The 14869-nt window shown below is 41.8% G+C and carries 14 protein-coding genes; 13 read left to right on the top strand and 1 reads right to left on the bottom strand.

Going from position 1 to position 14869, the window contains the following annotated elements:
* The first annotated feature begins 183 nt into the window (after positions 1–183).
* The 6 genes from ABOA58_RS20355 to ABOA58_RS20330 all read left to right on the top strand — a co-directional run bounded on the left by ABOA58_RS20355 (position 184) and on the right by ABOA58_RS20330 (position 5186).
* Positions 184–357, top strand: a complete 174-nt coding sequence (locus ABOA58_RS20355) for a hypothetical protein (protein WP_350299757.1) — start codon at positions 184–186, stop codon at positions 355–357.
* Between the two features lie 170 nt (positions 358–527).
* Positions 528–941: a DUF4064 domain-containing protein gene (locus tag ABOA58_RS20350; RefSeq protein WP_350299756.1), complete on the top strand. Its 414-nt coding sequence runs from the start codon at positions 528–530 to the stop codon at positions 939–941.
* Positions 942–1120: 179 nt separating this feature from the next.
* On the top strand, positions 1121–3001 hold the full coding sequence (locus ABOA58_RS20345) for an immunoglobulin-like domain-containing protein (RefSeq protein WP_350299755.1): 1881 nt from the start codon (positions 1121–1123) through the stop codon (positions 2999–3001).
* A gap of 438 nt (positions 3002–3439) precedes the next feature.
* A complete protein-coding gene (locus ABOA58_RS20340; RefSeq protein ID WP_137018103.1) occupies positions 3440–3823 on the top strand; it encodes a DnaJ family domain-containing protein in 384 nt (127 codons plus the stop codon).
* Between the two features lie 94 nt (positions 3824–3917).
* The gene (gene lepB, locus ABOA58_RS20335; RefSeq protein WP_350299754.1) at positions 3918–4466 is read left to right on the top strand and encodes a signal peptidase I; all 549 of its coding nucleotides are present in this window, start codon (positions 3918–3920) and stop codon (positions 4464–4466) included.
* Positions 4467–4700: 234 nt separating this feature from the next.
* Positions 4701–5186 carry a DedA family protein gene (locus ABOA58_RS20330; protein WP_350299753.1) on the top strand — a complete coding sequence of 162 codons (486 nt, stop codon included), beginning with the start codon at positions 4701–4703 and terminating at the stop codon, positions 5184–5186.
* 86 nt (positions 5187–5272) lie between these two features.
* On the opposite strand, the gene ABOA58_RS20325 is transcribed toward ABOA58_RS20330, so the two are convergent.
* Positions 5273–6007 (bottom strand): SDR family NAD(P)-dependent oxidoreductase, encoded by a 735-nt coding sequence (locus tag ABOA58_RS20325; protein WP_350302921.1) that lies wholly within the window; start codon positions 6005–6007, stop codon positions 5273–5275.
* Between the two features lie 431 nt (positions 6008–6438).
* Between ABOA58_RS20325 and ABOA58_RS20320 the strand changes: the two genes are divergently transcribed.
* The 7 genes from ABOA58_RS20320 (at position 6439) to ABOA58_RS20290 (ending at position 14587) form a co-directional block, all read left to right on the top strand.
* A complete protein-coding gene (locus ABOA58_RS20320; protein ID WP_350299752.1) occupies positions 6439–7776 on the top strand; it encodes an MATE family efflux transporter in 1338 nt (445 codons plus the stop codon).
* 258 nt (positions 7777–8034) lie between these two features.
* Positions 8035–9447 (top strand): dipeptidase PepV, encoded by a 1413-nt coding sequence (gene pepV / locus ABOA58_RS20315; protein ID WP_350299751.1) that lies wholly within the window; start codon positions 8035–8037, stop codon positions 9445–9447.
* Between the two features lie 21 nt (positions 9448–9468).
* Entirely contained in the window at positions 9469–10323 is an 855-nt protein-coding gene (gene dat / locus ABOA58_RS20310; protein WP_350299750.1) for a D-amino-acid transaminase, read from the top strand.
* Positions 10324–10537: 214 nt separating this feature from the next.
* Positions 10538–11776 carry an Nramp family divalent metal transporter gene (locus ABOA58_RS20305; protein ID WP_350299749.1) on the top strand — a complete coding sequence of 413 codons (1239 nt, stop codon included), beginning with the start codon at positions 10538–10540 and terminating at the stop codon, positions 11774–11776.
* A 289-nt stretch (positions 11777–12065) separates the two neighbouring features.
* Positions 12066–12617, top strand: a complete 552-nt coding sequence (thpR, locus tag ABOA58_RS20300; protein ID WP_350302920.1) for an RNA 2',3'-cyclic phosphodiesterase — start codon at positions 12066–12068, stop codon at positions 12615–12617.
* A gap of 25 nt (positions 12618–12642) precedes the next feature.
* Entirely contained in the window at positions 12643–13644 is a 1002-nt protein-coding gene (locus tag ABOA58_RS20295) for an NERD domain-containing protein (RefSeq protein WP_350299748.1), read from the top strand.
* Entirely contained in the window at positions 13556–14587 is a 1032-nt protein-coding gene (locus tag ABOA58_RS20290) for a diacylglycerol/lipid kinase family protein (protein WP_350299747.1), read from the top strand. The genes ABOA58_RS20295 and ABOA58_RS20290 overlap by 89 nt, the downstream gene beginning before the upstream one ends.
* Positions 14588–14869 lie beyond the last annotated feature (282 nt).

Here is a 14869-nt window from a genome sequence, read left to right as displayed (position 1 = left end):
TGATAATAACAGAGTCTATTTCCTTTGGAGGTGCTTCCTTATTCATTCCTATAGAAAGGTTGTTTGCATTCAGTGTAATGGCCAATCGTGTTATCATTTAATTACGGAACATCACGGAGTACGAAAAGCCCTTACTTACTGCTTTTATTGGCCGGAATTCATTCAAAGACAGGCGGTGACTTAATGTTTAATATTGTTGATATTTTATGGCAATTATTCTACCTTGCCCTACTAGTTCTGCTATTCGTAATGGTTGTGAAGTCGATCCGTTTCTTAATAAAACATATGACAAAAATGAATAATCTTGAAAATAAAAAAGATGAATTAAATGAACGATTGAAAAAGAAGGATGAGTGACGGCCATATCTCCGGGGCGGTTTCCTGTTTGCGAGTTATGGCAGGGATAGATTGGATTAGCCTTGCCAAATGGACGCTCGTAAGATTTTGAGGAGTAAAGAATAAAAGTCTTTTATTTCTTCCCAGATTGGGTATTATATATAAGTGACTTTTCCAGGGAGGCGAAGCAAATGAAACGGACATGGGAATACGTATTAAGTATCATAGGCGTGAGCATCGCTGCAATTTTTTTAATCGTGACGATCATAACGGCCGTTTATCTCAACAGTATCGATTTGAAAGAAATGGTGGACTACTCATTAATGTCAGATTCTCAGGAGTTTTCTTCATCTGAGATAGATATGTCAGTCAAATTTTTCATGGGCTTATTATGGGCTGGGATCATATCGCTGTTCATTGCCTTGTCAGGCGGTTTGATCGCTATCTTTCTATTAAAAGGCGGCAAAGTGAAGGGAGCCGGAATCTTATTGATCATTACGGGCATTGTGACGATCTTTCATGTTTGGCCGCTTATCTTCTTCATCGTACCGGGTATCATGTGCCTTGTAAGGAAGCCGAGGGAAACGGTGGAAGTGATTGAATGATCCGGCATCATACATAGTTTTGTGATTTGAAAACAAAGGAGCTTTCCCGATAATGCGGGTAAGCTCCTTTTATGCTGTAAGGATATTTTAGGAGTAAATACCTTATTATACCTGCAATCACCAGTCTATCATGTTACTATTATTATAGATTTAAATATAAATAGACTGGAGTTCGATCGATGAAGATACCTTTAATGAAGATTGGAGCACTGACCTGTTTAACACTTGGTTTGTTCAATGGACAGGCTTTAGCGGAGTCTGGAATAACCAATGCGTGTTCATCATTCGGTGAGATTCAATCCAATGAAAATCCTTCCCATAAGCAGATCAACTGCTTACTGACGAATGCGGCAATAGAGGCCGAAATCCCCCCTGAAGTGGTAAAAGCGGTGGCTACGCAGGAAAACGGGGATTGGAGGCAATTTAATGAGGACGGTAAACCGATTAAATCCGACGATGGCGGCATCGGTCTAATGCAGCTTACCAATAAAACTGGATATGACCAGAAAAAGCTGGAAAATGATATAGTCTACAATATCGAGGCAGGCGTCGAGGTCCTGAATGGCATGTATTCAAGAAGGGATTTGCCTAAGATCAAAGGTGCAGGACGCAGGGTCATCGAAAATTGGTATTTCCCTGTCATGGCTTACAATGGGACAAAACCGGAGAACAGTCCTCTTTACCAGGAAAACGGGGAAAGAAATGCAAATGCCTACCAAGAGGAAGTTTTTGCTGAGATAGAAAAACAAAGTTATTTAACTGATACAAAACTGGCAAAATATCCATTCAAAACTTCGGACTTTCAATATGATCGGACTAGCACTGAAAATATCATCTTTAAAAATCTTGAATACACGCTGACAGATCAAACGCATGACTCTGTTTATTGGTTCAAGGCAGGTGACAAAGTGGTGACATCATCAAGCGCGAATATCAGGAAAGAAATAAGCAATACGGAAGGCGCATTACGTGTGCCACCCAATACAAGCTTGATCATTACAGGGAATTTTGAATATCACGAATCTAAGGGAAATAAATTTGTCTTTTACCCCGTACAAACGGAAGACAAAAGTATTAAGGGGTATGTTTCATCGGCTTACATCTCCAATAGGCCATCGATTGTCAAGGATACAAATAAGCCTGTGATTTCAGGGGCTGCCGGTAAATCGATTCCATTCAACTCAACCTTCAATCCTAAAACCGGCATAAAGGCGAAGGATGATAAAGATGGTGACTTAACGAGTGCCATACGTGTTGAAGGTAAGGTGGATACCAAGAAAGTGGGCGCCTATAATTTGACTTATACGGTAGCTGACAAGGCTGGGAATGTTGCCAAGGTCACAAGGAAAATAACCGTTTATGATCAAGTCAAGCCAGTGATTTCAGGTGCCGGGAATAAAACCATCAAACTTAATTCTTCATTCAATCCAAAAACGAACGTGAGTGCCAAGGATAATGCCGATGGCAACTTGACTAGTAAAATCAAAGTGACGGGTACAGTCAATACGAAGAAAAAGGGGACCTATACATTGAAGTATACGGTCACCGATTCATCGAAAAATGCAGCGACAGTCACAAGGAAGATCACGATAGATGGCACCAAGCCAGTCATCTCGGGAGCCAATAGTAAAACCGTTGGCTATTATTCGACTTTTAACCCTAAATCAGGTGTTTCTGCAAAAGATAACCTGGATGGCAACATGACAAGTAAAATCAAAGTGACAGGTACGGTGAATACGAAGAAAAAGGGAACGTATACATTAAAGTATACAATCACTGATTCATCGAAAAATACTGCGACAGTCACAAGAAAAATTACGGTAGACGGCACCAAGCCGGTCATTTCCGGTGCCAAAAGCAAAACCATTGCCTATAACTCGACATTCAATCCTAAATCAGGTGTATCTGCGAAAGATAATCTTGATGGAAGTTTAACAAGTAAGATCAAAATAACAGGTACGGTGAATACGAAGAAAAAAGGTACCTATACATTGACTTACACAGTTACGGATAAATCGAAGAACAAGGCAGAAGTAAAAAGGAAAATCACAGTTAAATAGAAGGCAAAAAGGATTCCCGCAATAGGGGAATCCTTGAGTTTGTAGGCAAGGTTTTATCTAAATTTTAAAACAAAGTTGATTGGAGCGGGTGTGCGAGACTCCTGCGGGAAAAGCGAGTCGAGGGTAGACCCCACAGGCGCAAAAACGCCGAGGAGGCTACCGGACCGCCCGCGGAAAGCGAGTGCCCTACGTTTCAATCGACGTCCAAGATTTTACAAATCCTCATAAAAACTGTAGATAAACTTGATTTTCATCGAGTTTGTCTACAATCTGTAGGATTCCCGTCATAGGGAATTCTTTTTTTGATGTCTGAATGTGATTGATGAAAGATATGCATATATAATAGTAGAAAGTGTCCTTCAGGGTGGAGTGGATATTGATAAAAATGTTATAATTGTAAATAGATGTAACAGAAAGTGATCTGAAGGGGGATTGTTTATGGGCAAAGAACACGGGCATGTAAACTGGATGGATCAGATTTTTAAGGAATATGAACGTGACGGCGGGTTGAAGAATAATCCTGGCTTTGGAAAACCGCTTCCGGAGTCGGCGTTATCGGGAAATATATATGACAATTTCTTGACAAAGGCCAAGGATGCCGGCTACCTTCCGCTTTGGATAAAATGGCAAAAAGAAATTCGGGAAGAGCTATCCGGATTGGTTCGATTGAAAAAAATGAATGGACCTGAATCTGAAATAATGAAACGAATTGATGAAATAAATGAGAAAGTCCGTACATATAATGCGATTTGTCCAGCCAAAATGCAGCGCAGGGAAATAGAGTTGGAAAGCATCGATATCCAATATGAAAAATGGAAGTAATTGATAATGTGTAAAATGTGGGTATTTGTATGACGTGATCATTAAAGGATTATGATATAATGGCATGAATAAAAAACAGAGAGAGGGACTTCGATTGGAAAATAGAAAAGAAGTTTTTTCATGGATAAAAGCGATATTGATTGCAGTCATTCTAGCTTTTTTAATTCGAACGTATATTTTTGCACCGATTGTCGTGGACGGTGAGTCAATGATGCCGACTCTGCAAGACCACGAGAGAATTGTTCTTACCAAGTTTGGAACGAATATCGATAATATCGACCGGTTTGATATTGTCGTTTTTCATGCGACGGTAGATAAAGATTATATAAAAAGGGTTATCGGTCTGCCAGGTGACCATATTGAATATAAAGATGATACGCTTTATATTAATGGGAAAGCTTATGAAGAACCATACTTGGACAAATATAAGAATCAGATGGCAGGGGTGCCGCTGACTGAATCCTTCAAGCTCGAAGATATTACAGGCAGCATGACTGTGCCGGAAGATCAGCTGTTCCTTATGGGGGACAATCGCCAAAATAGTTTGGATAGCCGTGAAATCGGCACGATATCCGTCGATGAAATTGTAGGCAAGGCGAATCTAGTGTATTGGCCGATCAATGAAATAAAGATTGTGAAATAAGAAGAAGCGGACTCAGGTTTAGAGTCCGCTTTATTGTTGCGTTTTTCATTTCATTGTCATACAGGTTTTTCAACAAAAAACGTGTCAATTCTACTTTTTTTTATCTTTTTTTATGAAAATCAACTCATTTGGGTTAAATTAGGTTATCCTATTAAAAAGAAGTAATCACGTTACCCAGGCCCGCATTAGAAATTGGATTACTTTAAAAAAGGGTGCTGAGATGGAGTACTATAGATGGATATGGTAAAGGATTTAATATCAAACTATGGTTATTTCGCGATATATGGGCTGTTGGCCATTGGGATTATTGGCTTGCCGGTTCCTGATGAGTTCATGATGACTTTTGTCGGCTATTTGTCATCCATTTCCGTTTTGAATGTCCAGGGAGCATTCCTTGTCAGTTTCCTTGGATCGATAACCGGGATGCTTTTCAGTTATTTCATCGGGAAAAAGGTAGGGAAGCCTTTTTTGAGGAAGTATGGTAAGTGGATCAAAATGACCCCTGCAAGGTTGGAAAAATTGGAGAAATGGTTCAATAAATACGGTCCTTGGACCATTATCATAGCCTATTTCATCCCAGGAGTCCGTCACTTCGCCAGTTACATTTCCGGTATGAATGGAATGGGGAAACGAAAGTACTTTATCTTTGCCGGAGCAGGGGCTTTCAGCTGGTGTTTGGTATTTACGACTTTTGGCTATTTCATTGGAGTGTTAACTTAAATCATTTCAACTTCAAAATTTCTTTATTGAATCAGAAAAACCCGTTTCTGGATTCCAGAAACGGGTTTTTCCATTTCTGCCTATATTTATTGAGCTGAGTATCCACCGTCGATGACAAGCTCGGCACCAGTTACGTATGAAGCGTCATCGGATGCTAGATAAAGCACGGCATTTGCAATATCCGCCGGCTGACCCAAGCGTTGTAATGGAGTTGCCTTGATCATTTGGTTCACTAACTCTTTTGACTCTTCTAATTTTTGAGTCATCGGTGTTTCGATGATACCAGGGAATACGGCATTGACACGGACACCCATGCGGCCATATTGCGTTGCGGCAGCCTTGGAAATAGCACGAACGGCACCTTTTGAAGCAGAATAAGAGTTTAAGCCCATTCCGATTTGAGCAGTAAAGGAAGAAATGTTCACGACTGCGCCTTTACCTTCTTTAGCCATGTAAGGAACAACGTGTTTCATTCCAAGGAATGGTCCAAATCCATTGATGCTTAACATTAGCTGCCAATCGGCCAATGACGTATCGTTAATGCCTTTTTCCGTTGATATACCGGCATTGTTAATCAAAATGTCGATCTTGCCAAATTTAGCGATAACTTCATCGGTCATTTTTTTCCAGCTTTCGTCTGAAGATACATCAAGTACAGCTCCATGGACGTTATCCAATTCATTCACAACAGCTACAGCTTTTTCATTGATATCAGCAGCAATGACTTGTGCTCCTTCTTTTGTGAATAGGTCAACCATTTCCCTTCCCATACCAGATGCTCCGCCTGTGATAATGGCTACTTTATCAGTCAATCTTCCCATCATGATCACTCCTAATTGTTGTTGTAACGATGAATGTATGTTCAAGCATAGTTCAAAAGTTATATTATCAACGAGCAATACTATAACTCCTTCAAGAATCCGTCAAGCATTTTATTTTTCTGCTTGCGAATTTACTTTTTCTTGCTGGATAAAAAATATTTGTGGAAAACGTTGAGAGCGTTATCAATCTTTTAATCTACAAATTTGATACCGTATATCATCAATATCTAAAATAGCTTAATCCGTTCTATTTGAACCGATTCACAAGTAATCTTGTAGAGGCATCGTATGATCTTGGGGAGCACCATATGTTCAATTCTAGTGATTAAAATGAAATACTGCAATCTTTTTGTACTTTGAATACAAATTTTTATAACGTCATTCCAAATTTGATTTTTTAGAACTTTTATGTACATTGGAGGTCATCATATATGAATAACAGAATGTATCTTTCCTTGGCCATCCCGCTTACGATTTCCACGATGAGTACGCCCTTGCTCGGTGCGGTCGATACGGCTGTGGTTGGAAAGTTGAGCGATCCCGCCTATATTGGCGGGGTGGCTGTTGGAACCATTATTTTTAATACGATGTATTGGCTTTTTGGTTTTCTTCGGGTCAGTACATCTGCCTTCGCTGCACAAGCGGAGGGGGCAAGGGATGAAAAGCAAAGCCTGATGGCCTTGGTTCGGCCTTTTTTGATAGCAGCGATCATCGGTCTTCTTTTTATCGTGATCCAAAAGCCCATTTTGAATGTTTCGTTAGGTGCAATCGGTCCTGAATCGGACGTTTCCGCCTTTGCCGCAGACTATTTCGGCATCCGGATATGGGGTGCACCTTTTGCATTATTGAACTATGTCATCTTAGGCTGGTTAATCGGGAAATCCAGGATAAAAACATCTTTGTTCATCCAAGTTTTCATGAACGTGATCAATATAGTCTTATGCCTCGTTTTTGTAAATGGCTTTTCATGGTCTGTATCAGGGGTTGCTGCCGCTTCATTGATATCAGAGATTGCCGCGTTTTTCCTGGGCTTGTGGGTGATCCGGAAAGCGGTCAACGTACCGGATTCATTTTCATTCCGGGAGGGGTTCGATCGGGCTTCCCTGAAAAAAATGATGGTGGTCAACAGGGATTTATTCATCAGGACCATTTGCCTGATCACGGTTTTCAATCTTTTTACAGCCAAGGGAGCCACTTTCGGGACAGAGACACTGGCGGCAAATGCCGTACTTATTCAAATCCATTACCTGATGGCCTATTGCTTTGATGGCTTCGCGAATGCATCAAGTCTTCTGGTCGGGAAGGCGATTGGTTCGAGAGATATAAACCTTTATAAAAAAACACTCTCACTATCGGCGCGGTGGGGCTTATATGCTTCGGTCATACTTGCCGCATCTTACTATCTATTCAGCGATGAGGTCATTCTCCTTTTCACGGATATTCCCGGTGTCATCGAACTGGCCCATGAATATGGACTTTGGATAGTGTTATTCCCATTCAGTGCCTTTATCGGACTCATTTTTTATGGAGTGTTCACCGGTGCGACTGAAGCCGTTCCAGTAAGGAACTCGATGCTTCTTGCACTATTGGCTTTTTTGATTGTCCAATTCTCAGCGGTCAGCAATCATGGCAATCATGGATTATGGCTAGCATTCCTGGCTTTCAGTTTAGGACGTTCCGTGTTTTTAGCATTATACATCCCGAGGCTAAACCGAAAAGTAACAAAGCTTATGGATGCCGATAGTTTAATGAAATCATCCTCTTTTTAATAAAAGAGGGTGTTTTTTTGTAGACAAAAGGGAGTCTATCTAAATTTTAGTTGATGGAATGAAAGGTGCGAGAATCCCGAGGAAAGCGAGTGCCTGGGGAGGAAATCAACGGGGTGCTTTTTATTTATGTAAGGGTTTTATCGTTAGTTTGACGGTAGCGATAATACGGGAATACGAAGAATAGGTAGCAACGCTTGGCGAATCAGGTAGTAAAAGTGATAAAATGAAAAATATATATAAAAGAGGAGTTGTCGTATTTTGAGTGAATTGAATTGGCGAGAAGAAGTTGAAAAACGGAAAATGGACTTATTACTGGATACTCAAAACTTATTGAAAATAAAAAGTGTACTGGATGAGGAACATCCTACAGAGGAGGCCCCATTCGGTAAAGGGGTGAAGGAAGCACTGGAATTCATGCTTCAATTAGGAGAAAAAGACGGTTTTACTGTGAAAAATGTCGATAATGTCGCTGGTCATATTGAAATGGGTGAAGGCGAGGAGTTAATTGGGATATTATGCCATGTGGACGTGGTACCTGAGGGAGATGGCTGGAGTTCGGATCCGTTCGGCGCTGAAATCCGCAATGGCCGCATATATGCTCGCGGGGCAATCGATGATAAAGGGCCGACGATGGCTGCTTATCATGCGATGAAGCTGGTCCGGGAGCTAGGAGAACCTTTGAACAAACGTGTGAGGATGATCATTGGAACCGATGAAGAATCGAACTGGCGCTGCGTTGACCGGTACTTTGAAGTGGAGGAAATGCCCTCGATCGGCTTCGCACCAGATGCTGATTTCCCGATCATCAGTGCGGAAAAAGGAATCTGGGATTTCTCGGTTATACACCCTGCCGATGCAGGAAATGGCACGAACTCAGACGTGAATGTCATCGAATTTTCTTCAGGTCGAAGGACGAATATGGTACCGGATTTTGCTACGGCCATTGTGGAAGCGGCCAACCCTGCTGAAGTGGCGGCAAACTATCAGGATTATTTGCAAAAATACTCATTGAGAGGCCAAGCCGTTCCGCAAAAAAATCAAGTGCTGCTTGAAATGAATGGTGTTTCGGCACACGCAATGGAACCGAAAAATGGAAGAAATGCAGGTCTCTATTTAGCAGCATTTTTAGCTGATCTTACTCTTGATCCGCATGCGAAAGCCTACTTCACTTTCATTAAGGGTCGTTTGTTTGAAGATTCCCGCGGAAATAATTTAGGTGTGGCTTATTCGGATGAACAAACAGGTGAACTGACGCTCAATGCTGGCGTTTTCAATTATTCAAAACAAGGGGACAGCTCGATCGGTTTCAGTATGCGATATCCAGTGACGTTTGAGTGGGAACAGCAAAAGGCGGCATTGGAAGAAAGACTTGCGGCATATAATTTGAAAGTGAAGACCAATTCGCATTCGACTCCACATTTTGTGGACAGTGAAAGCTTCTTGATTAAGACCTTGCAGGAAGTTTATGAAGCGGAGACAGGTGACAAAGCAGAACTCCTTTCGATTGGGGGCGGCACCTACGCCCGTTCATTGAAAGAAGGCGTAGCATTCGGCCCGCTTTTCCCTGGAAGCGAAGACATTGCGCATCAGAAAGATGAATATATTGATATTGAAGATATGCTTAAGGCAACGTCCATTTATGCACGTGCCATTCATGAATTGGCTAAATAAGAGGCAAAGAGGGAGAAAGACATGGGAAAAATCATTTTTAAAGGCGACCTTAAAAGCAGGTCCGAAGTAAAGGTAGATATTGAAGACCGGGGATACCAATTCGGTGACGGCGTCTATGAAGTCATTCGGGTTTATAATGGCGAGTTATTTGCGGGGGATATGCATCTGAACCGGCTGATGGACAGTGCGAAGTTGATTCAGATGAAAGTTCCTTTTACAGCAGCGGAAATCAAAACCCGCATGAAAGACCTGATCGCTGAAGATCATCTGAGGGACGGTATCGTCTATATGCAGCTGACAAGGGGAGTATCTCCGCGTACACACTCTTTTCCAACTGCAGAGGTGGAACCGGTCTTTGTTGCCTATACCAAGGAAATGCCTTATACAGGAAAAATGAAGCCAGGGGTCAAGGCTGTTACCACTGACGATATACGCTGGCTGCGCTGTAATATCAAGAGTTTAAATCTACTTGGTAATATAATGGCTAAACAGCAAGCGGCCGAAGCCGGCTGTGATGAAGCGATCCAGCATCGTGAAGGTACGGTGACGGAGGGTAGTTCGTCAAATGTCTCAATCGTGGTGGATGGGCAACTTAAAACGCATCCGGCCACAAACTTGATCCTGAATGGAATTACCCGTCAGGTGATGCTGAAACTTTGCGCGGATCATGGGATTCCCTATGTCGAAGAAGCCTTCACGGTCGAGGACATGATGGCAGCCGACGAAGTCCTTTATACAAGCACTAGCGTCGAAGTGACACCAATTATTAATATCGATGGCCAATCGATAGCAGCCGGGGAACCCGGTCCGATAACTCAAAGACTGCAGAAGCTGTTTTCCGAGGAAATCGAGAAGCAATGCGGTTCCATTAAATAGATAGATGCCCCTTTGCCACTTTTGGCAAGGGGGTTTTTTATCTGTGTAGTCGGAAGCGAGAAGGCCTTCCCCGAATCCCCAATCACGTTAATCAATCCATATGCAAGCCTCCTTTTTTGACATTTTCAAAAACCAGGAATATACTTGCTAATAACCTAAAAAGTTTACCTGTTGCAACAATTTGAGTTGCGTTTAAAAAGGAGTAGAAATAGATATGTCCGATGTGTTGCATCAATCTCCTTCGAGAGGAATAAAAAAACTGCTTCCCTATCTAGGGCCTGCCTTTATAGCAGCTGTTGCCTATATTGATCCAGGGAATTATGCGACCAATATTACAGCCGGATCTAAATATGGCTATACGTTATTATGGGTTATCTTCGCATCCAATTTAATGGCTGTGCTAATCCAATCACTATCAGCTAAATTGGGGATAGCCACTGGAAAGAACCTTCCAGAGTTATGCAGGGAAAAATTTTCGAAAAAAACATCTTTCTTCTTATGGATTCAGGCCGAAGCCGTTATTATGGCAACCGACCTAGCTGAATTCATAGGAGCGGCACTAGGGATTTATTTACTATTTGACTTACCGCTAATCACTTCGGCAATAATTGCAGCGATTGGTTCCTTTGCCATTCTGGAAATCCAGCGCAGAGGATATCGAACATTCGAAGCCCTGATTACGGTCATGATATTTGTCGTTGTGATAGCTTTTGGCGCTCAAGTTTTTTATGCAAAACCTGACACTTCAGCCGTTGTTTTAGGACTCTTCACTCCAAAATTCGAGGGTGTGGACAGTATTTTACTATCGGCCGGCATGCTCGGAGCCACCGTTATGCCACATGCGATATACCTTCATTCCTCTTTGACGCAAAGAAGAATAGTCGGAATAAACGATATGGAGAGAAAAAGGATTTATCGTTTTGAGCTCATTGACATTGTCATCGCCATGTTGATTGCAGGTGCGATCAATGCCGCCATGGTCATAGTTTCAGCTGCCCTATTTCATAATAATGGAGCACTGGTGGAGGACTTGGATGTTGCCTACCAACAATTCGGGGCCATGCTTGGACCATCAGTCGCGATGTTCTTCGGAATAGGATTATTATTTGCCGGTTTATCCAGCTCATCCGTTGGTGTAATGACAGGTGATGTTGTCATGCAAGGATTCATTAAAAGACATATACCGATTTATTTAAGAAGGGTCATTACCACCGTCCCGCCCCTGCTCATAATATTATGGGGAGTGAATCCATCCAAAGCACTTGTGATGAGCCAAGTTGTACTCTCGTTTGGCATCGCGTTTGCCTTAGTGCCCTTGATCATGTTTACAAGCAATAAAAAAATCATGGGCAGCCTGGTCAACCATAAAATCACCTCGAGCGTCGCTTGGCTTATAGCTGTACTTATCATTGGACTGAACTTGTTCCTGCTTTACGAAACACTTTTCAGTTAAAAGAAGCAGGGAAGGACCAATCTTTGGTCCTTTTTTGTTTGGATTTTTGCTGTGTGTTTCGTTAATCCGACCCAGTTCAGTGAAAATTCGACCTAGCGCGGAGATAATCCGACCCAGTTCGTGTATAATCCGACCCAGCCCGAAAAAATCCCTCCTGGACCGCGTTCATAGTAAGTTAGATTTGAATATTCCTGATGGAGGGAATATTTATTAGGAAGCCCAAGAAAAGGTATATGCAATCGGAATTATGGTAAAATTAAAGGGAAAATAGGAAGGAATGAAAGTGACCATGAATACTCATTTTTTCTTTGCTTTAGTATTGCCTGATGATATTAAGGCTTATTTAAATGCTGTTACGGAACAGCTTAAGCCAGAATTTCCATTTAAGAAATGGCTGCATCCAGCCGATTATCATATTACGATGGCATTTTTGGGCAATGCTCCCGATACATTGAAAGAGGGAGCCATGGGGCGTGTGGAAAGCGAGCTTTCCAATGAGGCTTCATTCGGCTTGGAACTCGGCGATATCGGCGGTTTTGGCAAGAGTGACAGTCCAAGGATTCTTTGGGCAGGCGTCAAACAGCAAGATAGGCTTTTTGCCATCCAAAGGAAAGTCTATAATTCTTGTATCGAAGCGGGTTTTGAACTTGATAAAAAGCCGTTTAAGCCTCATATAACGCTGGCAAGAAAATTCGAGGGGAATAGTCCCTTTTCGTTGGAGAGCGTCCGCCAGCTAGCGAATTTGCAGGATAAGCATTTTGAAGCAGATCAGGTTGCGTTATATCAAACACATCTTGGAGCTTCCCCTTCTTACGAGAAGATTTTTACGATAAACCTTTAAAAATAGAGAGATGGGTGGTGGTCGAATGGCACAGCTCATAAAGATGCAGGATTATATTTCCCGGTATGAGCAGGATATTTATCGTTATCCAACACAATTTGCACGGTTGAAAAAACAGCAATGGGATAAATTGAAGGCTGCTTATAATGCGGGCGAGCTAGATCGGTTGTATAGCGAACATACTGAAACACAAGTCAAATTCGATCCGCCTCAGGAAGAGTCAAAGGGCCTTTTAAAAAAGGTTAAAGGCATCTTCCACCGGACAGGTAAACAGGAGGCAGAAGCAGAAGAACTGCCAATGCCGAGCCAGATTGAAGACACTAATGTTTTTTCATTAAGATTTCCGTTCCGTCCGGCCAGTCTGGATGAATTAAAGCAAAATTATTTAAATCAATTGCTCCGCTTTCAAATGAAATGGGGCAGTTCGACGCTTCGTGAAAAGTCATTTGTGGACCAATCATTCTTTTTGGATGAGAGGCTCCGCTTTTTTCTGCAGCGTTTTCCGGATACGTTTCTCGTATTATATAAACCTATCTTTCTATTAAAAAATGCGCCTGTTGAAGTCGAAGTCATTTTATTGACCCCTGTTGAGGCTTGGTGCATCACTTTTCTGGAAGCGGAAGAAGACGCTGCATTCATCGGTTCGAGTGATCGGTTCTGGGTCCGCAGGCATCATAAGCATCCTGATAAAAAAGTGCTCAATCCTTTGTTGGGCGCAAATCGGATGACGAACATCGTCACCCAGTTATTTGAGCTATATGAAGTGAACATGCCGATTAAAAAGGTGATTTTATCCCGGAATGGATATGTCGATTATCCCGAAGCCCCTTATGATATTACGATATTGGATAAACGGACCTTCCCGGAATGGTTTGAAAGGATGCGGGCAATATCGTCTCCTCTTAAGGCACAGCAGTTAAAAGGGGCGCAGGCATTGCTTGAATATTGCCAAACTACATCCAGCCTGCGACCTGAATGGGAAGCCGAATATAACCAAACAGAAGGAAATGAGCATGCCGCCCCTTAATGAAACGGTGTATTTCATTGTCAATCCAGTGGCTGGAAATGAAGAGAGTTTGAAGATTTGGAAAAAAGCCGAGGAAATACTGAAATCAAAAGCTGTTCCCCATGAGGTGTTTTTTACACGGGAAAAGGGGCATGCGCTAAGATTGACGAAGGAAATTCTATCAGGGACGAATCAGGATACCCGGGTGATTGCTGTCGGGGGAGATGGCACGATTAATGAAATGATAAATGGCGCCATTGGTTTCCCTCACGCAATCATCGGCTCCCTTGCGGCTGGGTCCGGCAATGATTATGTAAGGGGCATTCAAAAAACTGAGAGTATGGAAGAAGCCCTTTCTTTATTTCAGGATAATGCCTTTAATGCCATTGATATTGGACAGTTTGAGACGAATGGCAAGGTGGGTTATTTCGTGAACAGCCTGGGAATGGGCATTGATGCTGAAATTTCCGATGAAGCAAACCGTTCCCCTCTGAAAAAATGGTTTAATTTTGTCAGAGCGGGTAAATTAATTTATCTGTTCATTTTTATAAAAAAGTTATTTTCTTACAAGCCCAGCTGCATGGAATTGATCATTGATGGAAATCGGCATCTTTTGAAAAAGGTATGGTTCATCGTCATTGCGAACCAGCCCTACTTTGGAGGTGGAATGAAAATTTCACCGATGTCGAAGGTGGATGATGGAAGGTTGAACGTGATTGCGGTCCATGATATTACTTTGTTGAAATTATTGACCGTCTTCATCACCGTTTTATGGGGCGGTCACCTCAACATTAAAAATGTTGATTCTTTTTCTGGTAAAATGATAAAAATGAAGAATCAAGGGTCAGTAAAAATCCAGTCTGATGGAGAAATTGTTGGTAGGGACGAAGTTGCTGCAGTGGTTCTGAAAGAGAAAATGCGCGTCATGTTCAAGGGTGATATCCCATACAAAAATATGAAATGATTTATTTGTTTTTGTTTTATGCGTATAATCGTTTTATAGTACTTGACGAAGAAACCGTTTTTCAACTAAAATTTAATTTATGGCTATTGTTTAATTGCTCAATAGCTATTTTTTTATTTCTCTAAAATGAGGATGTTTTTAATTGCGGGTATCATCCCGATGCAAGTATATATGCAGCTTCGCCAGCAGGCGGATTTTTTATAAAACATGGACTCAAAGTAGTGGTAATACATACACTAGGTGAACGTACCCACATTTGTATGATTAAGCGAGGAAATCGAA

Source organism: Peribacillus frigoritolerans (assembly GCF_040250305.1).
Taxonomy (GTDB): domain Bacteria; phylum Bacillota; class Bacilli; order Bacillales; family DSM-1321; genus Peribacillus.
Note: the sequence above shows the minus strand (reverse complement) of the source record. Positions and strands in the feature narration are given on the sequence as shown.